Origin of the sequence: Streptomyces sp. NPDC048331, assembly GCF_043201215.1 — a bacterium.
GTDB lineage: Bacteria > Actinomycetota > Actinomycetes > Streptomycetales > Streptomycetaceae > Streptomyces.
In genome coordinates, this window is the sequence record NZ_JBICYT010000016.1 from 93,753 (window position 1) to 120,259 (window position 26,507).

20 protein-coding genes and 1 pseudogene are annotated in these 26,507 nt (G+C 71.0%); 6 read left to right on the top strand and 15 right to left on the bottom strand.

Annotated features, from left to right (window positions below; all coding sequences use genetic code 11):
• Nucleotides 1-313: 313 nt before the first annotated feature.
• Complete coding sequence (locus ACGFYY_RS23205) at nucleotides 314-1,876, bottom strand: MFS transporter (RefSeq protein ID WP_393711941.1); 1,563 nt, start codon at nucleotides 1,874-1,876, stop codon at nucleotides 314-316.
• 62 nt (nucleotides 1,877-1,938) lie between these two features.
• Here ACGFYY_RS23205 and ACGFYY_RS23210 point away from each other — a divergent pair, with 62 nt between their 5' ends.
• On the top strand, nucleotides 1,939-2,904 hold the full coding sequence (locus ACGFYY_RS23210) for a helix-turn-helix transcriptional regulator (RefSeq protein WP_393711943.1): 966 nt from the start codon (nucleotides 1,939-1,941) through the stop codon (nucleotides 2,902-2,904).
• A gap of 80 nt (nucleotides 2,905-2,984) precedes the next feature.
• On the opposite strand, the gene ACGFYY_RS23215 is transcribed toward ACGFYY_RS23210, so the two are convergent.
• From ACGFYY_RS23215 to ACGFYY_RS23230, 4 genes are all read right to left on the bottom strand, one after another.
• The gene (locus ACGFYY_RS23215; RefSeq protein WP_365275201.1) at nucleotides 2,985-3,962 is read right to left on the bottom strand and encodes a sigma-70 family RNA polymerase sigma factor; all 978 of its coding nucleotides are present in this window, start codon (nucleotides 3,960-3,962) and stop codon (nucleotides 2,985-2,987) included.
• Between the two features lie 518 nt (nucleotides 3,963-4,480).
• Nucleotides 4,481-5,260, bottom strand: coding sequence for a dioxygenase (locus ACGFYY_RS23220; RefSeq protein WP_393711946.1), 780 nt, complete (start codon nucleotides 5,258-5,260; stop codon nucleotides 4,481-4,483).
• A gap of 102 nt (nucleotides 5,261-5,362) precedes the next feature.
• The gene (locus ACGFYY_RS23225; protein ID WP_393711948.1) at nucleotides 5,363-6,907 is read right to left on the bottom strand and encodes an MFS transporter; all 1,545 of its coding nucleotides are present in this window, start codon (nucleotides 6,905-6,907) and stop codon (nucleotides 5,363-5,365) included.
• A gap of 62 nt (nucleotides 6,908-6,969) precedes the next feature.
• Nucleotides 6,970-7,716 carry a TetR/AcrR family transcriptional regulator gene (locus ACGFYY_RS23230; RefSeq protein ID WP_393711950.1) on the bottom strand — a complete coding sequence of 249 codons (747 nt, stop codon included), beginning with the start codon at nucleotides 7,714-7,716 and terminating at the stop codon, nucleotides 6,970-6,972.
• A gap of 269 nt (nucleotides 7,717-7,985) precedes the next feature.
• On the opposite strand from ACGFYY_RS23230, the gene ACGFYY_RS23235 reads away from it, so the two are divergent.
• Nucleotides 7,986-9,263: a M6 family metalloprotease domain-containing protein gene (locus ACGFYY_RS23235; protein WP_393711952.1), complete on the top strand. Its 1,278-nt coding sequence runs from the start codon at nucleotides 7,986-7,988 to the stop codon at nucleotides 9,261-9,263.
• Between the two features lie 71 nt (nucleotides 9,264-9,334).
• Here the strand turns inward: ACGFYY_RS23235 and ACGFYY_RS23240 are convergent, their stop codons facing one another.
• Both ACGFYY_RS23240 and ACGFYY_RS23245 read right to left on the bottom strand, forming a co-directional pair.
• Nucleotides 9,335-10,111 carry a thioesterase II family protein gene (locus ACGFYY_RS23240; protein ID WP_393711954.1) on the bottom strand — a complete coding sequence of 259 codons (777 nt, stop codon included), beginning with the start codon at nucleotides 10,109-10,111 and terminating at the stop codon, nucleotides 9,335-9,337.
• Nucleotides 10,108-11,046, bottom strand: coding sequence for a beta-ketoacyl-ACP synthase III (locus ACGFYY_RS23245; protein WP_365275183.1), 939 nt, complete (start codon nucleotides 11,044-11,046; stop codon nucleotides 10,108-10,110). Before ACGFYY_RS23245 ends, ACGFYY_RS23240 begins: the two co-directional genes overlap by 4 nt.
• A 362-nt stretch (nucleotides 11,047-11,408) precedes the next feature.
• On the opposite strand from ACGFYY_RS23245, the gene cseB reads away from it, so the two are divergent.
• The 4 genes from cseB (at nucleotide 11,409) to ACGFYY_RS23265 (ending at nucleotide 17,133) form a co-directional block, all read left to right on the top strand.
• On the top strand, nucleotides 11,409-12,137 hold the full coding sequence (gene cseB / locus ACGFYY_RS23250) for a two-component system response regulator CseB (RefSeq protein WP_393711957.1): 729 nt from the start codon (nucleotides 11,409-11,411) through the stop codon (nucleotides 12,135-12,137).
• 41 nt (nucleotides 12,138-12,178) lie between these two features.
• A complete protein-coding gene (locus ACGFYY_RS23255) occupies nucleotides 12,179-13,546 on the top strand; it encodes a sensor histidine kinase (protein WP_393711959.1) in 1,368 nt (455 codons plus the stop codon).
• Between the two features lie 62 nt (nucleotides 13,547-13,608).
• Nucleotides 13,609-14,382 carry an ABC transporter ATP-binding protein gene (locus tag ACGFYY_RS23260; protein WP_393711961.1) on the top strand — a complete coding sequence of 258 codons (774 nt, stop codon included), beginning with the start codon at nucleotides 13,609-13,611 and terminating at the stop codon, nucleotides 14,380-14,382.
• Between the two features lie 168 nt (nucleotides 14,383-14,550).
• Nucleotides 14,551-17,133 carry an ABC transporter permease gene (locus ACGFYY_RS23265; protein WP_393711963.1) on the top strand — a complete coding sequence of 861 codons (2,583 nt, stop codon included), beginning with the start codon at nucleotides 14,551-14,553 and terminating at the stop codon, nucleotides 17,131-17,133.
• Between the two features lie 99 nt (nucleotides 17,134-17,232).
• Here the strand turns inward: ACGFYY_RS23265 and ACGFYY_RS23270 are convergent, their stop codons facing one another.
• The 8 genes and pseudogenes from ACGFYY_RS23270 to ACGFYY_RS23305 all read right to left on the bottom strand — a co-directional run.
• Nucleotides 17,233-17,961, bottom strand: coding sequence for a 4'-phosphopantetheinyl transferase superfamily protein (locus tag ACGFYY_RS23270; protein ID WP_365275171.1), 729 nt, complete (start codon nucleotides 17,959-17,961; stop codon nucleotides 17,233-17,235).
• A 51-nt stretch (nucleotides 17,962-18,012) separates the two neighbouring features.
• Nucleotides 18,013-18,288, bottom strand: coding sequence for a hypothetical protein (locus ACGFYY_RS23275; protein WP_393711966.1), 276 nt, complete (start codon nucleotides 18,286-18,288; stop codon nucleotides 18,013-18,015).
• Complete coding sequence (locus ACGFYY_RS23280; RefSeq protein WP_393711968.1) at nucleotides 18,288-18,446, bottom strand: hypothetical protein; 159 nt, start codon at nucleotides 18,444-18,446, stop codon at nucleotides 18,288-18,290. The genes ACGFYY_RS23275 and ACGFYY_RS23280 overlap by 1 nt, the downstream gene beginning before the upstream one ends.
• Nucleotides 18,447-19,630: 1,184 nt before the next feature.
• The gene (locus tag ACGFYY_RS23285; RefSeq protein WP_393711970.1) at nucleotides 19,631-20,281 is read right to left on the bottom strand and encodes a contact-dependent growth inhibition system immunity protein; all 651 of its coding nucleotides are present in this window, start codon (nucleotides 20,279-20,281) and stop codon (nucleotides 19,631-19,633) included.
• A 22-nt stretch (nucleotides 20,282-20,303) separates the two neighbouring features.
• The gene (locus tag ACGFYY_RS23290) at nucleotides 20,304-21,566 is read right to left on the bottom strand and encodes an RNase A-like domain-containing protein (RefSeq protein ID WP_393711972.1); all 1,263 of its coding nucleotides are present in this window, start codon (nucleotides 21,564-21,566) and stop codon (nucleotides 20,304-20,306) included.
• A complete protein-coding gene (locus tag ACGFYY_RS23295; protein WP_393711974.1) occupies nucleotides 21,563-21,928 on the bottom strand; it encodes a hypothetical protein in 366 nt (121 codons plus the stop codon). The genes ACGFYY_RS23290 and ACGFYY_RS23295 overlap by 4 nt, the downstream gene beginning before the upstream one ends.
• 410 nt (nucleotides 21,929-22,338) lie before the next feature.
• Nucleotides 22,339-25,392, bottom strand: coding sequence for a HelD family protein (locus ACGFYY_RS23300; RefSeq protein ID WP_393711976.1), 3,054 nt, complete (start codon nucleotides 25,390-25,392; stop codon nucleotides 22,339-22,341).
• 443 nt (nucleotides 25,393-25,835) lie between these two features.
• Nucleotides 25,836-26,261, bottom strand: a pseudogene (locus tag ACGFYY_RS23305) (class I SAM-dependent DNA methyltransferase); the annotation flags it as partial.
• Between the last annotated feature and the right edge of the window lie 246 nt (nucleotides 26,262-26,507).

The following is a 26,507-nucleotide window of genomic DNA, read 5'->3' on the forward strand; positions in this document are numbered from 1 at the left end:
GCGCGTCCGGCGGGCGGCGCGTCGCGTCGGCGGGCCGCCTCGACCAGGTCGGGTGCGGTCAGGCCGCCTTCGACCGGGAACGGGCCGGCCGGGCGATGGCGCTGCCGGCGTCCAGGGCGACGCCGCCCGCCTCGGGGGCGAGACGCGGGATCTCGGGGCGTCGCTCCGGTGCGCACATCTGGATACACGTCCGTTTCGTTCGCTAATCGATGGATTCGCACCACTGTACGCAGGGGTGTGGGCGGAAACAAAAAAGAACGGACATGCCGCCCCGGAGGGCGGGCATGTCCGTTCGGTGTCGCGGGGGGGCGACTCAGACGGCCGGAACCTTCTCGGGCGTGCGGCCGGCGTGCTCGGCGGCGCCCTCGCGCTTCTCCATCGCAAGCGCCCTGCGCGGCAGCACGAACATCACCGCGAAGATCACGACCAGGACGGCCACGACCCACCACAGCGCGCCACGGAAGGCCTCCACGTACGGCGGGCCGAAGACCATGTCGTCGTCGATCAGCCCGAAGAAGACGACGGAGGTGAGCGCGAGACCCAGGGCGTTGCCCATCTGGCCGGTGGTGTTGATCAGGCCCGAGGCGGATCCGGCGTGCTCACGGGGCACCTCGGAGAGCACGGTGTCGTTCAGCGGGGCCACGATCAGGCCCATGCCGACGCCCATGACGATCAGCGGGGCGGCCATCTGCCAGGAGGCGATCTCCATCCCGTAGTGCTGCGACTCCCAGATGTAGAGGAGCAGACCGGCGGCCATGATCAGCGCGCCGGCCTGGAGCACCTTGCGGCCGAAGCGGGGGACGAGCTTCTCGACCGAGAGGCCCGCGGCGACCGAGACCGCGATGGAGAACGGGATGCCGGTCAGGCCCGCGCGCAGCACGCTCCAGCCGAGGCCCATCTGCATGTACATCGTCCAGACCAGGAAGAAGATGCCGGTCGCGATGCCGAAGGTGAGCTGGACGGCGATACCGCCGGCGAAGCTCTTGACCTTGAAGAGGGAGAGCTCGACGAGCGGGGAGCCATCCTTCTTGATCTTGTACTTCTCGTACGCGATGAAGGCGGCGAAGACGAACGGCGCCGCGCCCATGCAGACGAAGCCCCACACCGGCCAGTCGTTCTCGTGGCCGTGGGTCAGCGGGAAGATCAGCAGGACCAGGGCGAGGGTGGCGAGGACGACACCGACCAGGTCCAGCCGCAGCGCCTTGGGGGCCTTGGACTCGGCGATGAACTTGCGGCCCAGGATCACGCCCATGATGCCGACGGGCAGGTTGATCAGGAAGATCGGGCGCCAGCCGAGACCGAAGAGGTCCCACTCGATGAGCAGCGCGCCGAGCAGCGGGCCCGAGACGGCGGCGAGGCCCACGATCGCGCCGAACATGCCGAAGACCTTGCCGCGTTCCTGGGGCGGGAAGGTGACGTGGATGATCGCCAGGACCTGCGGCACCATCAGAGCGGCCATACCGCCCTGGAGGAGGCGGGCCACGACGAGGATGTCGGGGTTCGCGGCGATGCCGCAGAGCAGCGAGGCGGCGGTGAACCCGGCGATGCCGATGAGGAAGACGCGCTTGCGGCCGTAGATGTCACCGAGACGGCCGCCGGTGATCAGGCCCGCGGCGAAGGCGAGGGCATAGCCCGCGGTGATCCACTGGATCGCGCTGGTGGAGGCGCCGAAGTCCTCACGCATGGTGCGGATGGCTATGTTGACGATCGTGACGTCGACCAGGTCCATGAAGGCCGCGGTCATCACGATGGCGAGCGCCAGCCAGCGGCGGCGGTCGGCGGGCGAGCTGGGTGCGTCGTGGGCTACGTCGTTCCGCTCTTCTTGTACGGGCCCGTTCTCTCTTGCGGGCGATGTCTTGGACGTCTCGGTGCTCATGAGGAGAAACTTAGACGGCGTCTAGGTCAGTCCGTGTCCTATTTCGCCGGCAGCCTGGATTCATGACCGACACACCCGGACGACTGCTGTCCCTGCTGTCCCTCCTGCAGACCCCGCGGGAATGGCCGGGGAGCGAATTGGCACAGCGGCTGCACGTGAGCGCGCGCACCATCCGACGCGACATCGAGCGGCTGCGGGACCTCGGCTACCCGGTGGAGGCCACCTTGGGCGCCGAGGGCGGATACCGGCTGGTGGCAGGGGCGGCGATGCCCCCGCTGCTGCTGGACGACGAGGAGGCCGTGGCGATCGCGGTGGGGCTGCGGGCCGGTGCCGGGCATGCGATCGAGGGGGTCGAGGAGGCCTCCGTACGGGCCCTGGCGAAGCTGGAGCAGGTCCTGCCCTCCCGGCTGCGGCACCGGGTGAGCGCCCTCCAGTCGGCCACGATCGCCCTGTCCCGCGGCGACGGGGCGAGCGTCGACCCGCGGACGCTGACCACGATGGCGGCGGCGGTGGCGGGGCCGGAGCGGCTGCGGTTCGCGTACCGGGCGGGGAACGGGGCCGAGTCGCGGCGACTGGTCGAGCCGTACCGGCTGGTGAGCACCGGGAGTCGGTGGTACCTGGTCGCGTACGACCTGGAGCGGGAGGACTGGCGGACCTTCCGGGTGGACCGGGTCGACGAGGCCTTCGCGACGGGCGCCCGGTTCGCGCGGCGGGACCTGCCGATGGAGGCGGAGGAGTTCGTCCGGCGGGGGCTGCGGGGCGGGGAGAAGCAGCCGTACCGGGTGGAGGTCGACTTCGCGGCCGATCCGGCGGAGCTGCCGGCCTGGCTGCGGGCCGCGGCCCTGCCGGGTGACGGGACGCGGACCTCGGTGAGCTTCGAGAGCGCGGACGCGCCGGAGTGGACGGTGGCGCGGCTGGCCCTGACCGGGCTGTCCTTCACCGTGCGGGAGCCGGCGCAGCTGCGTGCGGCGGCCGGGGCGCTGGCCGCCCGGCTCACGGGGGCGGCGGCCGTGGGCGATCCCGGCTGACCGGCGCGGGCAGGGGGGAGCCCCGGCGCCTGGGGGATAGGCACCGGGGCTCGTCCGAGGGGGCTTGTCGGCGGGCCGCTCTAGGCCACGGCGTCGAAGCCGGTGTCGCGCGCCATCCGCTTCAGCTCCAGCAGCGCGTGCTTCTCGATCTGGCGGATCCGCTCACGGGTCAGGCCGTGCTGCTTGCCGACCTCCGTCAGCGTCCGCTCGCGGCCGTCGTCGATGCCGTACCGCATCTTGATGATCGACGCCGTGCGCTGGTCGAGCTTGCCCAGCAGGTCCTCCAGCTCCTCGCTGCGCAGCAGGGAGAGCACGGACTGCTCGGGCGAGATCGCCGAGGTGTCCTCCAGGAGGTCACCGAACTGCGTGTCGCCGTCGTCGTCGACCGACATGTTGAGGCTGACCGGGTCGCGGGCCCAGTCCAGTACGTCACCCACGCGCTTCTCCGTCGAGTCCAGCTCGGCGGCGATCTCGGCGTGCTCCGGCTCGCGGCCGTTCTCGCGGTTGAACTCGCGCTGGACGCGGCGGATCCGGCCGAGCTCCTCGACGAGGTGGACGGGGAGGCGGATGGTGCGGGACTGGTCCGCGATGGACCGGGTGATCGCCTGCCGGATCCACCACGTCGCGTACGTGGAGAACTTGAAGCCCTTGGCGTAGTCGAACTTCTCGACCGCGCGGACCAGGCCCGCGTTGCCCTCCTGGATCAGGTCGAGGAGGGGCAGGCCGCTGCGCGGATAGCGGCGGGCGACGGCCACGACGAGGCGGAGGTTCGAGCGGATGAAGACTTCCTTGGCCCGCTCCCCCTCGGCGGCCAGCGCCTCCAGCTCCTCGCGGGCCGGGGTGTCCCCGTCGCGCTCTATCGTGCCGTCGAGGATCTGCTGGGCGTAGACGCCCGCCTCGATGATCTGGGAGAGCTCCACCTCTTTGGCGGCGTCGAGCAGCGGGGTGCGCGCGATCTCGTCCAGGTACATGCCGACCAGGTCGCGGTCTGCGATCTCCCCGCCCACAGCGCGGGCGCTGCTCGTGGACTGACGACGGGCGACGGCGCGGGTTGCCATGCGTGCTCCCTTGCGAAGTGTTCGGTCGCGGTGCGGCTGGTGGACGCCGCCGGGGCGGCTGCCGACCGGTCCGGTGCGTCACGGACACTCTCCCGAGTGCCCGCTTCCGAAGGAAACAACGACTGGAATCGGGACAGAATTCCCACGTCGCTCCCTCATTCTCGAGATCTTGCAGTATCCTGCCCCGCCGCGAGCGGGGTGCGTGTGCCGCAAGAACGCGAAGAGGTGCAGGTCAGGCACGGAACGGACGCCGATCCGTCGCTCCTCGCGGACATCCGCCACCGCCACGCCCGTGAGACCGCCGTCACACTTGACACAACCGTTTTCGCTCCGGAACGGCGCCATCCTCGGCTGCACTTCCGACCCTGAAGACGGGCCGCACCGGCTTCTGGTTGCCTGGACAGACGATCGAATGCCCGGATACGCCCCGAGCCACGCATTCCACCCCGAATCGACCGCCGTGCCCCCGCCGCCGAACCGGACGTCCGCCGGCTCGGCACACGGCCCGGGCGGAAGAGTCAGCCGAACTGGAGGGAGCGCTTCGAGAGGCCCATCCAGAAGCCGTCCACCGGGGTGCGGGCGGTGGTCAGGTCGGACTCGGCCGCGCCGAGGGTGACGAAGAGCGGGGCGAAGTGTTCCGTGCGGGGGTGGGCCAGGCGGCCGGCCGGGGACTTGTGCTCGAAGTCCAGCAGGGCGTCCACGTCGGACGCGGCCAGGGCCTCGCGGCCCCACGCGTCGAACTCCGCCGACCAGGCGGGGACACCCGGGCCCGTGTGGCGCAGGGCCGCCAGGTTGTGGGTGAAGAAGCCGCTGCCCACGATCAGCACGCCCTCGTCGCGCAGCGGGGCGAGCTTGCGGCCGATGTCCATCAGGGCGGCCGGGTCCAGCGTGGGCAGGGAGATCTGGAGGACCGGGATGTCGGCCTCCGGATACATCTCCACCAGGGGGACGTACGCGCCGTGGTCCAGACCGCGGTCGGGGATGTCCTGGACGGGGGTGCCGGGGGCGCGCAGCAGCTTGCGGACCGACGCGGCCAGCTCCGGGGCTCCGGGGGCGTCGTAGCGGACCTGGTAGTAGTGCTCCGGGAAGCCCCAGAAGTCGTACACGAGCGGGACGCGCTCGGTGGCGCCGAGGGCGAGCGGGGCCTCCTCCCAGTGCGCGGAGACCATCAGGATCGCCCGGGGGCGCGGGAGGTCGGCGGACCAGGCGGCGAGCTCGCCGGGCCAGATCGGGTCGTCGGCCAGCGGGGGTGCGCCGTGGCTCAGGTAGAGGGCCGGTATGCGGGTCACAGCGGGCACTCCTCCGCGTAGTTGAAATGCGTACCGAAACAGACTAACCCCGTCTCGTTCAAATTTGAACGAGACGGGGCATCAGTCATTCCCGTGGGCGCTCGGCCCCGATCAGTGGGCGATCACCGGGATCTTGAGTTCGGCCTCCTCGCCGGAGCCGGAGCCGGAGCCGGAGGCCACCGGGCCACCGGCACCCGGACGGCCGGTGTTGATCAGCGTCAGCGCGATGACCGAGCTGGCGACCAGGATGCCGACCGCCCACCAGATGGCGGACGCGTAGCCCTCGACCATGGCCTGCGCCTGGATCAGCTGCGCCGCCGGGCCGCCCGCCGCGGCCTCGGCCGCGTGGTCGGTCAGGTAGGCGGTGGTCGCCGAGGCGGCGATGGTGTTCAGCAGCGCGGTGCCGATGGCGCCGCCGACCTGCTGCGAGGTGTTGACCATGGCGGAGGCGACACCGGCGTCGGCCGGGTTCACCCCGTGCGTGGCCAGGGACATCGCCGGCATGAACGCCGTACCCATGCCGAGGCCGAGCAGCAGCTGCGCCGGCAGGATCAGCGCCGGGTACGAGGATCCGACCTCGAGCTGGGTCAGCAGCAGCATGCCGAGGCCGGCGACCATGAAGCCGGGGCCCATCAGCAGGCGCGGCGGGACGCGGGTCATCAGGCGGGCGCCGATCTGCGTGGAGCCCGTGATCATGCCCGCGATCATCGGCAGGAAGGCGAAGCCGGTCTTGACGGGCGAGAAGCCCTTCACGACCTGCAGGTAGTAGGTGAGGAAGAGGAAGAGGCCGAACATCGAGATGACGGCGAGGCCGAGCGAGAGGTAGACACCGCCGCGGTTGCGCTCCAGCAGGACGCGCAGCGGCAGGAGCGGGGACTTCACCTTGGACTCGACGAGGACGAAGCCGGCCAGCAGCACCGCCGAGGCGGCGAACATGGCGACCGTCAGGACGTCCGACCAGCCGGCGGACTCGGCGCGGGTGAAGCCGTACACGAGCGCGACGAGACCGGTGGTGGACAGGATGACGCCCGGGATGTCGAGGGGCGCGCGGTTGCGGGACCCGGCGGGCTCACGGATGACCATCCAGGCACCCACGGCCGCGACGATCGCGAAGGGGATGTTGACGAAGAAGGTCCAGCGCCAGTTCAGGTACTCGGTCAGGAAGCCGCCGAGGATCAGGCCGACGGCGCCGCCGCCGCCCGCGATGGCTCCGTAGATACCGAAGGCCTTGGCCCGCTCCTTGGCGTCGGTGAACATGACGGCCAGCAGCGACAGGGCCGCGGGGGCGAGCAGCGCGCCGAAGGCACCCTGGAGCGCACGGGCGCCGAGCATCATGGCCTCGCCGTTCGCGGCGCCGCCGAGCGCGGAGGCCAGGGCGAAGCCGACGAGGCCGACGACGAAGGCGTTCTTACGGCCCCACTTGTCGGCGATGCGGCCGCCGAAGAGGAGCAGTCCGCCGAAGGCCAGCGCGTACGCGGTGATGACCCACTGGCGGTTGGCGTCCGAGATGCCGAGATCGGTCTGGGCGGAGGGGAGGGCGATGTTCACGATGGTCGCGTCGAGGACGACCATCAGCTGGGCCAGGGCTATGAAGACGAGTGCCTTCCAGCGACTGGGATCGGCAGCCGGCGCGAGGCTCGCGGCTGTTTTCGACATGGGGGTACCCACTTCACTGTGCGGAATGACTGAAAAAGGTTAGTTCGTAAGCATTTGGCGTGTTACATGGTTTTCTGCCGCAGGTCGTCCAGGGTCGTTGCCGAACCCGGGAGTTCGGAGCGGGCCGGGGCCCGCAACCCGTCGAGGAAGAGCTGGAGATGGCGGTGGGCGAAGCGGTCGGTGTCGACGCACGCCGTTCCCGGGAGCGGACGGCTGAGCTGGGACAGCGCGACCATCAGGTCACCGACGCCGATGTCCGTACGGACCAGCCCGGAGTCCTGGCCCGCCGCCAGCAGGGTGACGACGGCCTCCTCCAACGCGGTTCGCGCCGCCAGGAGTTCGGGGTGATCGCCGTCGAATCCGTCGCCGAGCATCGGGCACAGGGCGCCGATCCGCTCGTCCGCGGCAGCGTGCGTGAACCGGCACAGCGCGGCGAAGGCGTCGGGCTCCTCGGCGAGGGAGGCCTCGGCCGAGGCCGTCACCCGGCCCATCGTGAAGAGCACGACGTGGTGGACGAGGGTGGCGCGGTCCGGGAAGTGTCGGTAGAGCGTGGCATTGCCGATGCCGGCCCGGCGGGCCACCTCGTCGAAGGGGGCCCCGGAGCCGGATTCGACGAAGGCCTCCCGGGCCGCCGCCAGGATCCGCTCACGGTTGCGGACGGCGTCGGCACGCGGACGCGGGACGCCTGCCGCGGAGACCTGAGCCGCCCCTTCCGTCCTCCCCTGCGCCTGCGTCTGCGCCTGCGCCTGCACCTGCGCCTGGTCCGGGGTGCGCCGGGGTGCCGGAGCGGTACGGGTGGAGCTCTTCATTCCGGGGCCTCCCTGGCGCGGACTCGCGGGCTCGTGGTGCGGACTGCGCGACCACCCCGCCCAAACGGGGAGCCGCTCCCCGCTTAGCGGGACTCACGTACAAACGGGGATCCGGTCCCCGGTTATTTCACTCCCTCGTGTGACCTGAGTCACCGGCGTGTCCACGTTCGGCCTCTCTCGACGCGCGGGCGCGCCGCGCCCGGCGGAGGGTGATCGAACAGAGCGCAGACCGGGCAGGGCCGGCTGCCGCGGACCCGAAGGCGATCTCCATGTCGCAGACCCGCCACCGGATACGCAGACCACGTCGCACCAGCGCGTACATCGGCCTGACCGCGCTGGCCCTCGGCGTCACGGCTACGGCGAGCACGGGCATATCCGGTCGCGGCAACTCGGCGGCCGGAGCGGTGGCCACGACCGTCGAATCGGCTCTCGCGCCCTGTCGGATCGCGGGCACCATGGGTGTGCAGATGTCCGAGGGCATGCCGACCCCACCGGGGTACTCGCGCTCCACCGGCGAGGTCCGGGCCCTCAACCTGATGATCGACTTCCCCGACGCCAAGGGCGAGGGCACGGCGGCGGACCGGATGGCGGAGTTCTTCCCCCAGACGGCCGAATGGTTCCGCACCAGTTCCTACGGCCGGCTGGCCTACCGCGCCGAGGCACCGATAAAGGACTGGCTGCGGATGCCGATGCCCTTCGCGGCGTACGGGATCGAGCGCGGGTCCGCGTACGAGCCGGGCTACCGGCAGCTCGTCGAGCACATAGCGAAGGCCGCCGACCCGGAGGTGGACTTCACCCGGTACGACCTGATCAACATCCTGGTCACGCCGAACGCCGGGCCGTCCGCCCTGGACACCGTCCTGTCGGTGACCTTCTCGGGCAACGGCGAGGCTCCGGTCGCCGACGGGGTACCGCTGGCCAACACGTCCTTCGTCTACAGCCGGCAGGACGACGGCTCCGGCACTTACCAGGAGACCGGCTACCGGGTGCTCCCGCACGAGAACGGGCACGTCTTCGGGCTGCCGGACCTCTACACCGCCGACGGCGGGAGCACGGTCGGACACTGGGACATCATGAGCGAGGACTGGGGTGCCAACAACGACCTGATGGGCTGGCACAAGTGGAAGCTGGGCTGGCTGGACAGTACGCAGATCAGCTGCGCGGCCAAGTCGGGCACCAGCGACCACACCCTGGCCCCGCTGGGGACGGCGGGCGGCACCAAGCTGGCCTTCATCCCGCTGTCGGAGAGCTCCGGGTACGCGGTGGAGGTGCGGACCCGGGCCGGGAACGACGAGGCCGTCTGCAAGCCGGGCGTCCTCATCTACAAGGTGGACTCCGACGTGGACACCGGGCACGGCCCGATCACCGTGTCGGACAGCGCGAGCACGAGCGGCGGCTGCACCCGGCGGCCCAATGTGCACGCGGAGCTCTCGGACGCGCCGTTCCGGCCGGGCGAGACCTTCACCGACGAGAAGGCGGGCATCAGCGTGTCCGTGGTGGGTGAGATGCGCAACGGCAGCTACCAGGTCCGCATCATCCGACCGTGACGTCCCGGTGGGCCCGCCGGGCCCCCGGGCCGGAGTCACGCGCCATGTGACTCCGGCCTCCGGCCCTTCGGTCAGTGCTCCGCGAGCGCGCGGCGCAGCACGTCCACGACCGCGGGGCGGTGCGCGTCGGCCAGCAGGAAGAAGTGGTCGCCGTCGAACCGGAGCACCTGGCACGCCCCGGTCGTGTGGTCGGCCCAGCCGTCGAGCGACGCGTGCGGGATCAAGGGGTCCGCCGTGCCGCCCAGCACGTGCAGGGGCACGTCGAGCCGTACGTCCTCGAAGCCCACCGCGGCCTCCCGGCTGAGTTCGATGTCCGCCCGCAGGACGCGCGTCACGTGCGCCAGCATCTCCGGATCGTGCAGCACCCACTCCGCGGTGCCGCCGCCGTCCCGCAGCAGCCGGACGGCGTCCTCCTCGGTCGTGGTCCCGTGGGCCCGGCGCGGGGTCCGACCGGGGGCCTGCCCGCTGACGACGGCCGCCCGGCAGTGCGGGCCGAGCAGGCGCGCGGCGCGGGTGGCGAGGAGTGCGCCGAGGCTGTGCCCGAAGACCACCGTGGGCAGCGGGTCCCGGCCGAGCACCTCGTCGGCCACGGAGTCCAGTACCTGGTCGAGCCGGCAGCCCGGCGGCTCACCGAACCGGCGCTCCCGCCCGGGCAGCGAGAGCCCGAGCACTTCCACGTGGTCGGGCAGCGGGGCGAACAGAGGGAAGAGGGTGTTGGGGCCGGACCCGGAATGCGGGAACACCAGCAGCCGCGCCCGGGGCGCGGTCGCCGCCTCCCGCAGCCGCAGCAGCGGCCACCACGGCACGCGCGGGGGCGTCGTCGCCGTCGATCCGTAGGCGCCGCTCACGGGCAGTTGATGATCTGGCCGGCGTAGGACAGGCCCCCGCCGAACGCGAAGAGCAGGACGGGCGATCCCTTCTCGATCTCACCCCGCTCGACGAGCTTGGACAGCGCCAGCGGGATGCTCGCTGCGGAGGTGTTGCCCGAGTCGACGACGTCCTTGGCTATGACGGCGTTGACCGCGCCGATCTTGCGTGCCAGGGGTTCGATGATCCGCAGGTTGGCCTGGTGGAGGACGACGGCGCCCAGTTCCTCGGGCTTCACGCCCGCCCGCTCGCAGACCTGGAGGGCGACCTCGGGGAGCGTCGTGGTGGCCCAGCGGTAGACCGACTGCCCTTCCTGGGCGAAGGTGTTGGACGGCGCCTCGATGCGCACGGCCCGACCCATCTCGGGTACGGAGCCCCACACGACCGGGCTGATCTCCGGCTCCTCGGAAGCGACGACGACGGCCGCGCCCGCACCGTCGCCGACCAGCACGCAGGTGGTGCGGTCGGTCCAGTCGGCGAAGTCGGTGAGCTTCTCCACGCCGATGACCAGGGCCTTCGTTGCGGAGCCCGTCCGTATGCTCTGGTCGGCCAGTGCCATGGCGTGCGGGAATCCGGAGCAGGCCGTGTTCACGTCGATGGCGGCGGGGGTCTTCGCCCCGACCGCGGCGGCCACCCGGGACGCCGTGTTGGGCGAGCGGTCGAGCGCCGTGCAGGTGGCGACGATGACGAAGTCGATGTCCGCGCCGGTGAGTCCGGCGTTGGCCAGTGCGCGCTCGGCGGCCTTCGTGGCCATGTCCGAAACCGACTCGTCCTCGGCCGCCACATGGCGCGTCTTGATCCCGACCCGGCTCCGGATCCACTCGTCGGTGGTGTCGACCAGTTGCTCGAGGTCGGCATTGGTCAAGACTTTTGACGGCTGATAATGCCCGAGGGCAAGGACACGCGACCCGACCATCAGTGTTTCTCCTCGCTCCATGGACCCCCGATGCGGATCCCGATCGACCGATGATCAGACTATGCAGCTGCTCGGCCGGACTCATCCCTTCAGCGGATGGTTTTCCGCCGGCACCACCGGTGGATCCAGCCGATTTCGAGCGGCGCGGAACCGCTGCACGAGCTCGGACGCGTCCCGGGCACCGTCTTTTGTATCCGCCGTGTATCGGTGGCCGCTCGGCCACCGATCGAACCGCGCCCCCGGCCCCGGCCTCGGCCCCCGCCTGCGATGCCTCCCGTATCGTTCCTTCCGGGTCGCCGACCGCGTGGGGGTTCACGCCGGAGCGGCGCTTCGCCCGACCCGTACGAACAGGAGTCCCGCCCGTGCCCTCACCCGCCCCGGCGCCGGAATCCCTGCCTCCGGTCCGCGTGCTGCTGGTCGAGGACGACGAGCTGATGCGCCGGTCCTTCACCATCGCCCTCGAACGCTACGGCTACCGGGTCACGGCCGCGGCCGACGGACTGACCGGCCTGGAGGCCTTCCGCGACGACGAGGCCTTCGACCTGCTGGTCCTGGACGTGATGCTGCCCGGCCTCGACGGGATCGGGCTGTGCCGCCGAGTCCGCGAGAGCAGCCTGGTGCCGGTGCTGATGATGTCCGCCCGCGGCGACGGCCTCGACGTCGTCGCCGGTCTGGAGGCGGGCGCCGACGACTACGTGGTCAAGCCGGTGGAGACGAACGTACTCGTGGCACGCATCCGCTCGCTGCTGCGTCGAGCCTCCTACGCGCCCGCCGCGGGCGGCGAACCCGCCGCCGGCCGGGAGCAGGACGTACTGGTCTTCGGCGACCTGAGCGTCGACACCGCCGGGATGGAGGTCTTCGTCTCCGGAGCCCCGGTCGCGCTCACCCCCACCGAGCTGAAGCTGCTGCTGGAGTTCGCGGCCCACCCGGGCATCGTGCTGGAACGCCACACGCTGCTACGCAACGTCTGGGAGTACGGCTGGGACGGCGACAGCCGGGTCGTGGACCTGGCCGTCCAGCGGCTGCGCAAGAAACTGGGCCGGGAGCGGATCGAGACGGTCCGCGGCTTCGGCTACAAGCTCAGGCGCTGAGGCCGGTGCGTTCCCCGCGCCGGCCGGGGTGGCCGGCCCGTGTGCCCCTGCGCTGGAAGATCGCCGCACTGGCGGCCGCCACGGCCTGTCTGGTCGCCCTGGCGGTGGGCGTCCTCGTCCACGTGTGGACCGCGATGGACATCCGCGACCGCGCCCGGATGGACGCCACCAACACGGTGTACTCCGCCATGGACGTGTACCGCCGCACCGGAACGCTCGCGGGCGGCGCCGAGCTCGATCCGGCCGAACTGCCCGCCGCCCTGCGCCACCCGACCGGCGACGACCGGCGGCTGGCCTACGACGGGCGGGTCGAGGGGAACCTCGGACCGAGCGTCTGGGGCGCCCAGCGGGTCGGCGGCCCGGGCAGCCCGGTGCTGGCCGTCCGGATCAACATGAGCCCACAACTCCACGACCTGCGCCGCCTCGACGTGAGCATGGCGGTGGCCTCGCTCGTCTCGCTCGCCGCCGCACTGCCCCTGGCGGTGTACGGGGCCGCCCTGGTCGCCCGCCGACTGCGCCGGGTCGCCGAGACCGCGGCGCGGATCTCCACCGGGGACCTCGACGCCCGCACCGGCCCCGCCCTGGAAGGCGCCCGGGGTCGCGACGAGGTGACCGACATCGCCGCCACCGTCGACCTCATGGCCGACAGCCTCGGCCGACGGCTGCGCATCGAGCGGCAGTTCACGGCGGACGTGGCCCACGAGCTGCGCACCCCCGTCGGCGGGCTGCTGGCCGCCACCGACCTGTTGCCGCCCGGCGAGACGGAGGACCTGCTGCGGGCCCGCGTACGGGACCTGCGCGGCCTTGTCGAGGACCTGCTGGAGATCTCCCGGCTGGACGCGGGCGCGGAGGCGCCGGTACGCGCCCGGGTCCCCCTGGCCGCGGTGGTCGCCGAAGCGGTGGCCCGTACCGGCCTCGACACGGAGGTGGCCGAGGTGGCCGTCACCGCGTCACGGGCCGAGGGGCGGGCGGAGACCGCGGAACACGCGAAGACCGTGGATCACGCGGAGTACGTGGCTCACGCGGAGTACGTGGAGACCGACCCGCGCCGCCTGGAGCGGATCGTCGGCAACCTCGTCAGCAACGCGCACCGGCACGGACGCACCCCGGTGCGGGTCACCGTCGAGGGCCTGACCGTCGTCGTCCGCGACCACGGCCCCGGCTTCCCCGCCGATCTGCTGCTCGACGGCCCGCGCCGCTTCCGTACCGGCGCCGCGGACCGAGGCGCGGGGCACGGCCTCGGGCTGACCATCGCCCTGGGCCAGGCCCGGGTGCTCGGCGCCGAACTGCGCCTGGACAACGCGCCGGACGGCGGCGCGGTCGCCACCCTGCGGCTCCCGCCCCCACCGGCCGGTGCGCGATCGCCGCGCGACGGCGCGGAAGCCGATACACGGCGGCCCCGCCCCTGATACGTCCCCCGGACACCCTTCGGCGTGCACCCCTTTCCCACCGCGCCCGAAGTGGAGTCCTTGTGACCGCCGACCTGTTCCCGCCCCGCCCGACGTCCGGTGTCGCGGCCTGCACCACCGAGCTGTCGAAGGTCTACGGCAGCGGCGACACCCGCGTGGTGGCCCTGGACCGCGTGAGCGTCTCCTTCCGGGAGGGCGAGTTCACCGCGATCATGGGTCCCTCCGGGTGCGGCAAATCCACCCTCATGCACTGCGCCGCGGGCCTCGATTCCGTCAGCTCGGGCTCGGTCCGCATCGGCACCACGGAGCTGGGCACGCTCGGCGACCGGCAGCTCACCGAACTGCGGCGGGACCGGATCGGATTCATCTTCCAGGCGTTCAACCTGCTGCCCACCCTGACGGCGCTGGACAACATCACCCTGCCGCCGGCCATCGCCGGACGCCGACCGGACCGGGAGTGGCTGGACCGCGTCGTGTCCATGGTCGGCCTCGGCGAGCGCCTCGGCCACCGGCCAGGGCAGCTCTCCGGCGGGCAGCAGCAGCGGGTCGCGGTGGCCCGGGCGCTCGTCACCCGGCCCGCGATCGTCTTCGGCGACGAGCCCACCGGCAACCTCGACTCCCGTGCCGGGGCGCAGGTGCTCGGCTTCCTGCGGGACTCCGTACGCGAACTGGGCCGGACCGTGGTGATGGTGACCCACGACCCGGTCGCCGCCTCCTACGCGGACCGCGTCGTCTTCCTCGCCGACGGCCGGCTGGTCGACGAGATGGTGAGGCCCACCGCGGACCGGGTGCTGGACCGGATGAAGCAGCTCGACACCCGCGCACGCACGAGCTGACCCTCCCCCTCCGGCGTCGGCCCGTGCTCCTCCCGCGTCCCGCCCCGGCCCCGGCCCGGCCCGGCCCGGCCCCGGCCCCGGCCCGGCCCCGGCCCGGCCCCAGCCCCGGCCCCGGCCCTGCTCCCGCCCCTGCCCCGCCTGTTCCCCGCCTCCGGAAGTCACTCACCCATGCTGAAAACAGCCCTGCGCAACGTCCTGGCGCACAAGGCCCGGCTGCTGATGACGGTGCTCGCCGTCACCCTCGGCGTCGCCTTCGTCTCCGGCACCCTCGTCTTCGCGGACTCCTCCACCGCCGCCCACCGGGCCGCCGTCTCCAAGGACTACGCCGACATCGCGGTCACCGTGACCCCGAAGGACCCCCCGCCCGGCACGGCGCCCGCGGACCGACCCGTCGCGGACGAGCACGCCACCGTGCTCGACGACGAACTCGCCCGCAAGCTGGCCGGGTTGCCCGGCGTCGCCGCCGTACGGCCGTCCGCGGACGGCCTGGCCACCCTGAACGCCGCGGACGGCTCGCCCCTGCGCACCGGCAGGATCTGGGCGCACCGGGCGGCCGCCTACGTCCCCGGCGCCGACGGCAAGGACAGCCGCCACCCGCTGACCGCGGGTCGGGCCCCTCGCGACGGCACGGAGATCGCCGTGGACAGCGGCACCGCCGCCGCCGGCCGGTTCCGTATCGGCGACGGGATCACCCTGGCGACGGACGGCCCGGTCATGACGAAGCGGCTCGTCGGCATCGTCACCACCCGGGACACCCGGGTGACGGCCGGCGGCACCCTCGCCCTGTTCGACAAGGCCACCGCACAGCGGCTGTTCGCCTCCCCGGACCGCTACACCTCGATCGACCTGTCCGCCGTACCCGGCGCCGACCAGGCCGAACTCTCCCGCCGGGTCGCCGCCCTGCTCCCCGCCGGCCGGGCCGAGGCCACCACCGGCACCGCCCAGGCCGCCCAGCAGGCCGTCCTCGTCGACACGCTCACCCGCGGCAACGAGAAGCTGTCGCTGGTCTTCGCCGGAGTCGCCCTCTTCATCGGGTCGTTCCTCATCGTCAACACCTTCACGATGCTCGTCGCCCGGCGTACCCGGGAGATCGCCCTGCTGCGCGCGATCGGTGCCACCCGCCGCCAGGTCGTCCGCTCCCTCCTCTGGGAGGCCGTCCTCCTCGGCCTCGCCGCCTCGGCCCTCGGTTTCCCGCTGGGCCTCGGGATCGCCTCCGTACTGCCGAGGATCCTGAGCACCACCGGGGAGGCGCTGCCCCACGGCCCCCTGGTGATCGGCCCGCTCCCGGTGGTGGCCGCGCTCGCCGTGGGGGTGGGCATCACCGTGCTCGCCGCGTGGCTGCCGTCCCGCAAGGCCGCCCGGATCGCCCCGGTCGAGGCCTTGCGCACCGCCGAACAGCCCCCCACCGCGGCCGCGTCCCGGGTCCGTGGCGCGGCCGGTGCCCTCCTGCTCGCCCTCGGCGCCGGCCTGCTGCTGTCCCTCGCCGGCGTGAAGGACGCCTCCGAGGAGAACCTGCGGAGCGCGATGTTCGGCTGCGCCCTCCTCGTCGTCGCCGTGATCGTGCTGGCTCCGCTGCTCGCCGTCCCCGTACTCCGGCTGAGCGGCCGGCTCACCGGGCGCCTCGGGATCACCGGCCACCTCGCCCACCGCAACGCGCTGCGCGACCCTCGGCGCACCGCCGCCACCGCCTCCGCGTTGATGATCAGCACCGCCCTGGTCGCCGGGCTCTCCGTCATCGGCCACTCCACCGGGCAGGCCCTCGACCGGCGGGCCGCCGCCGGTCTCAGCGCCGACTACGTGATCAGCACCCACACCTCGTCGGCCGACATCGACCCGGACGCCGTCCAGCGGGTGTCCGCCACCCCCGGCGTGCGGACGGCGACCGCCGTCTCCGACTCCACCCTCTTCATCGGCGGTGGCGTCCGCGGGATCTCCGGGATCGACCCGGCCGCCGCCCCGTCCGTCATGAGGCTGGACTTCGTCAGCGGTTCCCTGAAGGACCTCGGACCGGGCCGCATCGCCCTCTCCCGCACACTCGCCCACGAGAACGGCGTCGGCGCCGGCGACCGGATCGGCGCCCGGATCGGCGGGCCCGGCCAAGGCCTCACCCCGTACACGGTCGTCGGCGTCTACGAGGACAACCCCACCGCCCAGGAGGCCCTGGGCGCCCGCACCGAGGTCCAGGAGAAGGCCCTCACCCCCGGCTCCGTCCAGCGCGTCCTCGTCCGCACGGACGGCGCCACGGACGACGCCACGAAGGACCGGCTGCGGACCGCCACCGGCAACAACCCGCTGCTCCAGGTCCAGGACCGGCAGGAACTCGTCCGGCAGGCCGCCGGATCCCTGAGCACCCTGCTGACCCTGACGTACGGCCTGCTCGCCATCGGTGGCGTGATCGCCGCCCTCGGCATCATGAACACCCTGGCCATGTCGGTGTCGGACCGCACCCGCGAGATCGGCGTCCTGCGCGCCATCGGTCTGGACCGCGCCGGCGTCCGCCGGATGATCCGCCTCGAATCCCTCACCGTGGCCGCCTTCGGCACCCTGCTGGGGCTGGCGACCGGCCTGTTCGGGGCCTGGACGGTCGGCGCCCTGACCAACGGCGCGCTCAAGGACTACTCCCTGACCCTGCCCTGGGGCACGCTGCTCCTGGTCTGCCTGATCTCCCTCGCCACGGGCGTGGTGGCGGCCGCCCTGCCGGCCCGCCGCGCGTCGGCCCTGAGCCCGCTGGAGGCCGTCGCCGAGCTGTAGTACCCAGCCCTGTTCCCGGGGGACGGGATCCTGCCGCCCGGCAGCACCGCCGACCTAGTCCGCCCCGCCCCGGGGACCGGCCGGGCCTGTCAGATCCCCTCAGCGCCAGTGCGCCGAAGGGGCGCGCAGCGCGAGTGCGGCGGCGTAGCCCTCGGGGGCCGGCAGGTCCGCGAGGGACCAGTGCGGGCGGACGGAATCGGCGGCCGGGCCGGTCCCCAGGTAGTTCCGGTGGCCGTCGTGCCCCAGTCCCGCTCCGGTGCCCTTGAGGTGGGCCTCCTTACGCGCCCACAGGCGGGCGAACGCCGCGGGGCGCTCGGCCTCGGGGAAGGCGGCGAGTTCCGCGCTCTCGTCGGGGTGGAAGAACTCCACGCTCTGCGCCACCACCCGCGGCGTAGGCACCGCCTCCACGTCCACCCCGACCGGCGTGGACGCGCAGGCCACGAAGACCGCGTCGCCGCTGTGCGACAGGGAGAAGTGGGCGCGGCCGCCCACGAGGACCGGCCGCCCGTCCGGGCCGCCGCACTCGGGGCAGGTGTCGCGGGCCATCACCAGATCGCGCGGCGCGGTGTCGAGGAGGGCGCCCAGCAGCAGCCTCAGCGTCACGTGCGCGACCAGGTAGGAGCCGCGGTCCTGGGGGCGCACGAACCGGTCGGCGCGGCGGCGCTCGGCCTCGTCGAGCACGTCGGGCGCGAGGCGTTCCGCGAAGGGGGCCTGCGTCGCGGCGTCCACGAACCGCACCAGCGCCTCTCCGAGGGTGGGCATCAACTGTGCCCCGACGGGCCGGTCGAGCCGCATCGCGACGGAGCTGAGGCCTGCGGGTGTGATCATCCGGAAATCCTATCCAAGGCCTCTGGATCAGAAAGGTCCACGCCTCGCCCGCTACCCGCGGATCAGCCGGTCCATCCCGATGATGGGAAGTGCCGTCAGGCAGGCACCGGCCACACCGATCCACAGGCTGGGCACGATGCCGATGTGCGAGCCGAGCCATCCGGCCAGGATCGCCGCCACGGCGTGGAGGGTCTCGATCGCGACCACGGGCAGGGCCACCATCCCGAAGCGCTGGCCGACCTGCGACACCGTCTGCGCGGTCCAGAACCGCGTGAACCGACGGGCGCCCACGTCCGACACGACGGCGTCGGACACGGAGACCGTCATCAGAACGCCACCCCGCTCGTCACGGGCCGCTCGACGTGGATCGGAGGGATCGGCAACTGCGGGTGGCGCGGCCGGTGGACAGGCAGCGCGGGCGCGTCCGCGGAGTTTCGTGCCGGAGGCGAGTGCGCCGCCTTCTCGGCTTCGGCGGTCCGCGTCATGGCCTGCTCCTTGTCGACGTGCTGCGGCAGTCTCTTCCGTTGCCTCGATCCTTGCCGACGGCGAACGGCCGAACCAGTGCAGGTCGCTCGTGGTGCCATCCGATCAGTGCCGGCCGGACACTGCGCAACATGGGCAGGAGACAGGGCCAAGCTGCCGGCGGCAGTCCTACGAGCCGATCTCGCACCTGCTCGGGGCGTACAAGCCCAGGTCCGGCTGATCTGCACGAAGTCAGACCTGCTCCCACGGCGTGGGTTCCGGCCGACGATGCCACCACCAGCCAACCGGGGCCCCGTCCTCCGGACGAGCCGGTCAGTTCCCTGCGAACGCTCCCTGACGGATCTTCCTTCGTTGCTGCGGCGAACCGCCCTTCCAGTTCCTCCAACGCCTTGCCGAGCAGCTCGGTGACCTCGCGCGGGAAGCGAGCACCGATGCCGGCCAGCTCGTCTCGGGCTTCCAGCCTCTCCCGGTAGAGGTCGGCCGGATACCAGCCCGAGGGAGCCCAACCGGATTCCATCTGCAGGATGACCCGCTCCCACACGACCAGGTTGTCCTTTGCGGACCAGATGGGGCTGCCGGTGCCGTCGTCCCGGGAAAGCCTCGCTCTGACGGGCACGGTCTCCCCCTGAAATGCACACGCCCGGTAAACCCACACGAGCTCTTGGGCACTACCGCTCCCAGAGTCTGCAGGCCGCAATCGATGCGTTCAGTGATCACATCGCTACGACTGTGCCGCCTCGGCCATCGGCAGCCTCAGGGTGAGGGAGTGCTTCTCTGCCGGCAGAGCCTTCCAGGGGCTCTCGGGCGTAGGCAGCGTCGTCGAATATGCCCCCAGCGCGGGCTGGCACGAGACCTCTGTACCCACGACGCGTATTGCCCTACTGGCCTCCCTCAACGGCGGCTCCCTGGTCTCGCTCAGATGGTGGCCGTACCCCGCCGCAGATTCCCCGGCTCGCCTCCGTGTGCGACACGCAGGTCGCCCACCAGGACGATGTCGGACCGCAGCGACGGCCAATTACCGCGGGCCAGGCCCTACTCACGCCTCTCAAGCCGGTGGCGAACTGCGGTGATCATCAGGCCCCCTGCTGCCTTGAAGGAAGCGTGGCACGACTCAGGGCCGTTGGCGGAGCCGCTGCTGACCTGTGACGGCCTCTCGCAGTAGCTGGTGCAGCCTGTTCACTCGTGCCTACATCTGGTGGAGAATGATCTCCCGCACGTCTGCCAGCCATTGGCGCAGCCGCACACCCTTGGGCGGGAGAATGCCGAGCCCCAGTGTCGCCGCCGACCTCTTGAGCAGTTGATCGGATTCATTGAGGCTGAGGAATTCATGGATCTCATCCGCCAACTTCCGCAGGTCGCTCTCCGGAGCGTCTGAAGTGTAGTCGTCCAGAGCCTCCCTGTGCGAGGAGTACTCCAGCGAGAAGTCTTGGTGGAAGTACGCCCCCAGCAGGTGCGAGAGTTCAGGAAAACGCTCTTTCCATTCCCATGCGGTCTGAGGAGCCGTCTGGGACGGAGCCACCGGCTCCGCGAGGAACTGCCGGAGGTGACCGCCGATCACGGCAAGACAGCCCTCCACCGTCATCCCGTGGGGAGGGTGGATATGGGGCAGGAGGTCGACGTCGTCCGCGACCTCTTCGTTGAACAGGCCCGTCCCGAGGAGATCATCGATCTCGGCTGCCGCCTCGGCTGCGCGCGCGGGCTCGATCGCGGCTTGCCTGAGGTAGGCGCTGAGCGCAGCTCCGCTGCGATCCTCCGTGTCATCGAAGACGTAGCCGGTCACTTCGTAGGAGCGCAGCAGCTGGCGCAGCTCACGGAAACGATCGTTCGACGGTGTCACCAGTTCATGCCTTACTCTCGCGCTATGGAATGGGATATGACGTGAGGACTCGGTAGCCGCTCGCAGCGGATGGATCGCGCTTCAGGACCACTTGCACTCCGTTCACCCATTGTGCGGCGGTTCCGCGCTTGAAGTTCTCCCGGGTCAGACTCATCCCGGTTGCCTCGTCGAAGTACTCGGAGAAATCCATCTTCTTTCTCCTGGGGTTAGCGAGCCATTCGCCGATCTCCTTCTGGTGTTTAAGCATCGCGGCATCAGTGAACCTCTGGGCCGAGGCCTCGTCTATGTATCTGGATGCTGCGTCCATTCCAGGGGTGCTTCGCAGACGCGCGCGCAGGTCGCGTGTCGTCATCGTCACGTGCCGCTCGATGGTATGCGAACCGTTGTTTCCTTCGTCACCGGCTATATCGGCACGGTACTTGGGATTTACGGGCCCCTTGCGCTTACTTCGAGGCCAGGCGTTCGGCTCTCCGTCGCGGAGGAGCATCCCGAGATCGCCCGCCTCGACCGCGAGCCCGCTGGGCAGCGCGAACTCCGGGGTATAGCCCGGCAGACGGACACCTCCCAGGAGACTGGTCCATCCACCGCCCTCCCTCGCGAGCTGGAACGCCTTCCCTGCTCCGCCGAAGGCTCCGCCGGTAAGGCCTCCGTAGACTCCGGCGTCCTGCGCCTCGTCGAGGTTGAAGCCAATCTGCAGCCCTGCGGCTATCTTGAGCGGTTGTGCGACGGCGAGGTCGACGGTGACGGATTCGATGCCCGCGATGGCAGCGGTCGCGAAGACAGTGCCGGCGATCGCGGCTACTTCGGTCGTGAGTGCCACGCCCACGGTTGCCGCCAGTTCGACGATGGTGGCGGTGGCCGCCGCCGCGGCAACTTCGGTGGCGCCGAGGGTGAAGAACGCGAGGGCCGTGCCGGCGACGATGACGGCGCCGGCGATCTCCAGTTCGCGGTCGAGTTTCTTCTTCGCGTCAGCTACGGCATCGGCGTACTGGTCGATCCCGGCCGCCAGGGAACGGGGGCCGTCGACGAGGTCCTGGAGCCACCCCTTCTTGTCCCGGTAGTAGCGGGCCCAGAAGGGGTCGGCGAACGCCGAGATGGCCTCGCCGGTGTTGTTGTGAATCAGTGTTTGAGCCGCCTTGTTGGCGGCTGCTGCGACGTCTTCCATGTCGTCGGCGAACGTGCGCCAGGCGTTCGCGATGGCACGGAGTTTGCCTACGTCGGCCGCGGGCCACTCGATTCCGGTGACGTCGGTGATGATCTCCCGGACCTTGTCACCGGTACTCACTGCTGGTGACCCGCCGTGTCGGACCCACTCTGGGGCCCGGATGCGACCTTGCGGAAGATGGCCCCGACCAGGGCGTCGTTCTCTATGTGACCGTCTGCCATGTCCGTCATCGCTGTGTGGATGCTCGCCAGGCCCTCCTTGAGGATGCCTGCGGACTTCTCGATCTGGGCGACGATCGGCCCGTACTTGGTGTAGAACTCCTTGCCCGGTTCATCGTCTCCCCAAGCGGCCCCGGCTTTCGCCAGCGAGGCGGCAAGCGTGCCCAGGGCTGTGCCGAGCGCCTCGCTCTGATCGTGGAAAACCGGCGCTGTCGCCTTCAGATCCGCCGTCTTGATGTCAAGGATCTTGCCTTCGTCGCCCACCGCATCCCCTCCCGTGGCGCTCGAGCCATACGACCCTAACTGCGGCCGGACGTTCGCAACTGCGGACAGCTCAAAGAACAAGCAAAGATCAAGTTGTTCTTGTCAGGGAGGTTCGGGGGACTGCGTCAGGCGGTCCAGCGGATCGCATTCAAGATCGCCGCGGACCGCACAGTGGTGTTGCCAGCACACGTCAACCCGGTCGCGTGCGCCACGTACCTTCATCGTCCGCATCAGCGACACCGAGGGACGGGCGGGAGATCCACCCTGAGTACATCGTCCCGCTGACCACCGGATACATCGAGAAGTGGCTTCCCGAGGGCCAAGTTCAGTTCTTGCCTGCGCCTGCTGAAGCGCTGGCCCTGGCAGCCAGGGGCACAACTCGCAGGCGCTCAGCAAAGAAAGGCCGACGGCTACTGGTGATTACTCACCCCGGAGTGGCCGAAGGCGGTGTGCGCGTTCTCTCCGCCCCAACCGGTCGGGCTGCGCCAGATGACATTGACACGGAAGACGTCGCGAATCGTGTCTACAGACCAGTCCTCGGAAGGCGGTTCGGAGAGGACAAGGTAGAGACCGTCGGCCGGCTCGGGCAGCGTGTGGTTGATCTCGAGCAGCCGGGTCGCGCCCGATCGCAGGTCCGCATAGGTGGAGCAGCCTGCACCCAGGGCCTCGTAGAGGAAGAGACCGTGCTGGGTGACGCAGCTGACGTCGACGACCGAGGAGTCGGTCGGCTGCAGGTCCGCCCAGAGAAGCGATGCCTTCAGCGCATGACGGACAGCCTCGTGCTTCCTGCACGTACGGTCGGCCCCGGCAGCCGCTTCCAGCGCGCGGAGGAAACCGTCCTTCGTGGTCGCAGCCGGTGTTGCGGCGGCGGTGTCCGCGGCGGTCATCTGCACCTCTTCCTTCTGATCGGGTTGCGTCGGGACGACGGGGGTCGCGCCGTCGGAGTTCGGCCTCGTCGCCATGCTGAAGCGCTCCTGGAGCTCTCGCCGTGCTGCAGCGAGGGGCCCTGCCCAGCCGGAGGCATCCAGCCCCTCCGCGAGCCGGCCTGCGTCGAAAGTGCCCTCCTTGAGCGCACGGTTGGTTGTCGCGGCAAGGTCTCGAAGAACTCCGCGTCGTTCCCTGTCCGGATCACCGAACAGGTGAAGTACATCGACCCAGTCGGCCTGGTCCCGGCGCAGGATGCGGTTGGCCATGCCCTGAAGTTCGGAGAGGCGGCTGCGGGTGTCGGGAACGTCGCCGTCGCTGCCGGTCAGCTCTCTCAGCACGTCCAGCGCCGCGAGATAGCGCCCCGCCATTCGCTCCGAGACGGGCGACCGGCCACGCTGATCTGCGGTGAGCACCGTCTGGCTCGTGTCGTTCGCGAACACCCAGCAGTCCAGCTCGTCACCCCGCCGCGGGGGAACCGATCCTTGGCGGACGGTGAGCACGAGCGGCCGACCGATCACCGGAGACGTCGGCCTGACCTTGTAGCGACCGCCGGAGACGTGGCCTACGACCTCGACCCGGACATCGCTGCCGATCCGGGGAAGGCTTTCCGCCGCGCCCGCCGGCCGGACGTCCGGTGCCGCGGGTTCGGCGTCGTCCGCGGAGGCGATGAGCGCCTCCGGCAACGCGGCGGTGTGCAGGACGGTCAGGCTCTGAGTGCTGCGGGTGAGGGCCACGTACAGCTGGCGCAGCCCGGCCGGACCACGGTCGGCGATCGTCGCGGGCTCGACGACCAGGACGTGGTCGTACTCCATTCCCTTGGCCTGCGAGGCGGCCAGTACGGACACGGCATCGCGACCGCGCTCGGCGATGTCGCCGCCCTCGTGGATCCGGTGGCTGATGGCGTCCAGCCAGTCGGAGTCGTCGGGGACGATGACGGCAACGGAGCGGGGGTTGTTGCCGTCGCTGGTGCGCACCAGTCGTGCCACGTGGGCGACGGTGTCGTCGAGCAGCTTCCACGGTTCGGTCGCCACGGTCCGCACGGCGTCCACGCCCGCCTCACGGACGGCCTGTGGATATGGCAGGGACGGGGCGACCACGCGGGCGAGAGGGGCGACGAACTCCATGATCTCGGCGGGGACGCGGTAGCTGGTGGTGAGCTGAGCCACGCTCCAGTCGCCGTGGTCGGAAAGGAGTGCGCCCAGCAGGTCCCAGCTCGTCGGGGTGTGGGCGCCCGTCGCCTGCGCGAGGTCGCCCAGGACGGTCATGGAGCCGCCCACGGCACACCGCCGCCGCAGGGAGCGGGCCTGCATGGGCGTGAGGTCCTGGGCCTCGTCGACGACGATGTGGCCGTATCGCGGCGGGGTCTCGCCGCTGATCAGCACGCGAAGCTCTTCGAGGCAGACGTGGTCGTCGAGGGTCCAGGGGTCGGCGTCGGCGCTGGCGGCGCGCGCCCGCAGCAGGGCTGCCTGCTCGTCCTCGTCGAGGATGCCGTCGGCGCAGTCCCGCAGGAGGTCGGCCGAGTCGTAGAGGCTGCGCAGGGCCTCCCGGGGGCCGGGGGAGGGCCAGACACGTTCGACGAGGCGCTCGACCCGGCGGTTGCGTTCCAGGTCGCGGCGGATCATGCCGGCCTGTCCGCGGCGCGGTGCGACATCGGCGAGCTCTTGGAGAAGCCGGTCGACGAACAGGCCGCGGAAGCGGTCCCGCCGCTCCCGGAAGGGCCCGTCGCCGGCGTGAGCCTGGTCGAGGAGGGCGAGCACCTCGGACTTCGGCACACGGAGGGTCGTACTGCCGGCAGTGACAACAACCCCGGGCTCGTCGCCCTCGTAGGAGGGGACGACGGTGAGGGCGTCGAGGGCCTCGGGACGGTAGTCACTCTCGACACGGCGCCGCAGCACGGCCGCCATGCCTTCCCCCGACTTCGCCAGACGCGCCTTCGGAGAATCCACACCGAGGGTCTCACCCTCCCACAGGCGGTCCAGCTGGACGGCGTTGACGTCCCGGGTGCCGAGAGTGGGGAGGACCTGGCCGACGTAGTCGAGGAACCGTTGGTGGGGGCCGATGACGAGGATGTCCTGAGCCTTGAAGTGCTCGTTGTTGACGAGCCAGGTCACCCGGTGGAGACCGACCGCCGACTTGCCGGTACCGGGGCCGCCCTGCACGACGAGGATGTCCGCAGGCGAGCCGGTGACCTGCGCCATCTGGTCGCGGCGGATGGTCTCGACGATGTCCCTCATCCGGCCGCCGCGCGACCGCTGGAGCTCCTGCAGCAGGAAGTCGTCCGGCTGGAGTGTCTTACGCCGCTGCCGTCGTACGACATCGCCGGGCGTGGGGGCTGTCGTACGTTCCGGGATGAGGGCCGTCTCCACCTCCTCCGCCGCGCTGTCGTCGGCAGCCCGACGGGGCACCGGTACGTCGGCGGACTCGGGTGCGCCGACGGGCTCGGGTACGGGTACGAGAGCGGGTGCCGGCGGGGAGATCTCGTCGAAGTAGCCCTCGACGATGCGCTGTACGCAGCGGAGCTGACGGCGCAGGACCACGTCCGTTCTGCTCCGCTTGCCCCTGGAGGGGCTGCAAATGCGGCGACGGCCGCGCCCCGGGGTGGGTGCGGCCGTCGTTGGGTCGGAGTGCCTCAGGCGACGCGGAGCTTCTGCTGGGCGCTGCTGCGGGCTTGGAGGTGGATCTGGTGGCTGGTTGCGTTCTGGGAGAGGGCGAACCCGAGGACGAAGATCCTCTGGCGTTCGACGCCGTAGGCGATCATGCGGCGGTTCCAGAGGCTGAGGTCGAACTGGCTGTGCACGGACTCGGAGTCGGCCCGGTACGGGTAGAGCAGTTGGTGGGTGAGGCTGGCCTGGGGGATCTGCTGGAGGTATTCGGCTCGGTGGAAGCCGCGCTCGGTGTCGCTCTTGATGCGCTTGCCGCTATCCGCGGAGCGCAGTGTCCGGTCGGTTGGGGTGGTGGTGATGCCGACGGGGACGCGGTTCTGGTAGCCGAAGTCCTCGTTGGTGAAGAGCTTGACCTTGCCGTGCAGCCGGTGCTCGGGGTCCTTGGCGACCTGGAGGGCCTCCGAGTACAGGCGGGTGATGTCGCCGATGTGGTCGGGGCGGCCGTTCGTCCCGTCGCCCAGTTCCTTGCGCTTGTCGCCGAGCGACTTGCGCATCTTCACCCACTGGTCGCGCGCGTCCAGGAGGACGACCTTGCCCTTGTGGTCGGCGTCCTTGCGGTTGGTGAGAATCCAGAAGTACGTGGAGATGCCGGTGTTGTAGAAGAGCTGGTCCGGGAGGGCGATGATCGCCTCCAGCCAGTCGTTCTCCAGGATCCAGCGGCGGATCTTGGACTCGCCGGAATCAGCCGCGCCCGTGAACAGCGGGGAGCCGTTGAAGACGATGGCGATGCGAGATCCGCCCCACACTCCAGCCGCCCCTCCTCGCACCCGCGGCGCCCCGAGTCTCCCCGCCCGACACCCCAGACGCTCAGAACGCGCAGGTCACGGCCATCCCTTCACCCCAGCCCCGCTCCCGCGGGAATCCATGCGCCTACTCCCAGCACGATCCGCTAGGCTGTCAGCGGTCAGTTGGCTACCAAGCGCGTGCTCGGGAAAGTGTCCGCGAGGGCTTCTCCACCTGAGTGTGCGTACATCATCTGACCAGTGTGT

Bases quoted from the DNA above. Each gene is read 5' to 3' on its own strand.
- ACGFYY_RS23205 (WP_393711941.1), bottom strand. From the start codon at position 1,876: ATGAGCACCGAGACGTCCAAGACATCGCCCGCAAGAGAGAACGGGCCC.
- ACGFYY_RS23210 (WP_393711943.1), top strand. From the start codon at position 1,939: ATGACCGACACACCCGGACGACTGCTGTCCCTGCTGTCCCTCCTGCAG.
- ACGFYY_RS23215 (WP_365275201.1), bottom strand. From the start codon at position 3,962: ATGGCAACCCGCGCCGTCGCCCGTCGTCAGTCCACGAGCAGCGCCCGC.
- ACGFYY_RS23225 (WP_393711948.1), bottom strand. From the start codon at position 6,907: ATGTCGAAAACAGCCGCGAGCCTCGCGCCGGCTGCCGATCCCAGTCGC.
- ACGFYY_RS23230 (WP_393711950.1), bottom strand. From the start codon at position 7,716: ATGAAGAGCTCCACCCGTACCGCTCCGGCACCCCGGCGCACCCCGGAC.
- ACGFYY_RS23235 (WP_393711952.1), top strand. From the start codon at position 7,986: ATGTCGCAGACCCGCCACCGGATACGCAGACCACGTCGCACCAGCGCG.
- ACGFYY_RS23245 (WP_365275183.1), bottom strand. From the start codon at position 11,046: ATGGTCGGGTCGCGTGTCCTTGCCCTCGGGCATTATCAGCCGTCAAAA.
- ACGFYY_RS23265 (WP_393711963.1), top strand. From the start codon at position 14,551: ATGCTGAAAACAGCCCTGCGCAACGTCCTGGCGCACAAGGCCCGGCTG.
- ACGFYY_RS23270 (WP_365275171.1), bottom strand. From the start codon at position 17,961: ATGATCACACCCGCAGGCCTCAGCTCCGTCGCGATGCGGCTCGACCGG.
- ACGFYY_RS23275 (WP_393711966.1), bottom strand. From the start codon at position 18,288: ATGACGGTCTCCGTGTCCGACGCCGTCGTGTCGGACGTGGGCGCCCGT.
- ACGFYY_RS23280 (WP_393711968.1), bottom strand. From the start codon at position 18,446: ATGACGCGGACCGCCGAAGCCGAGAAGGCGGCGCACTCGCCTCCGGCA.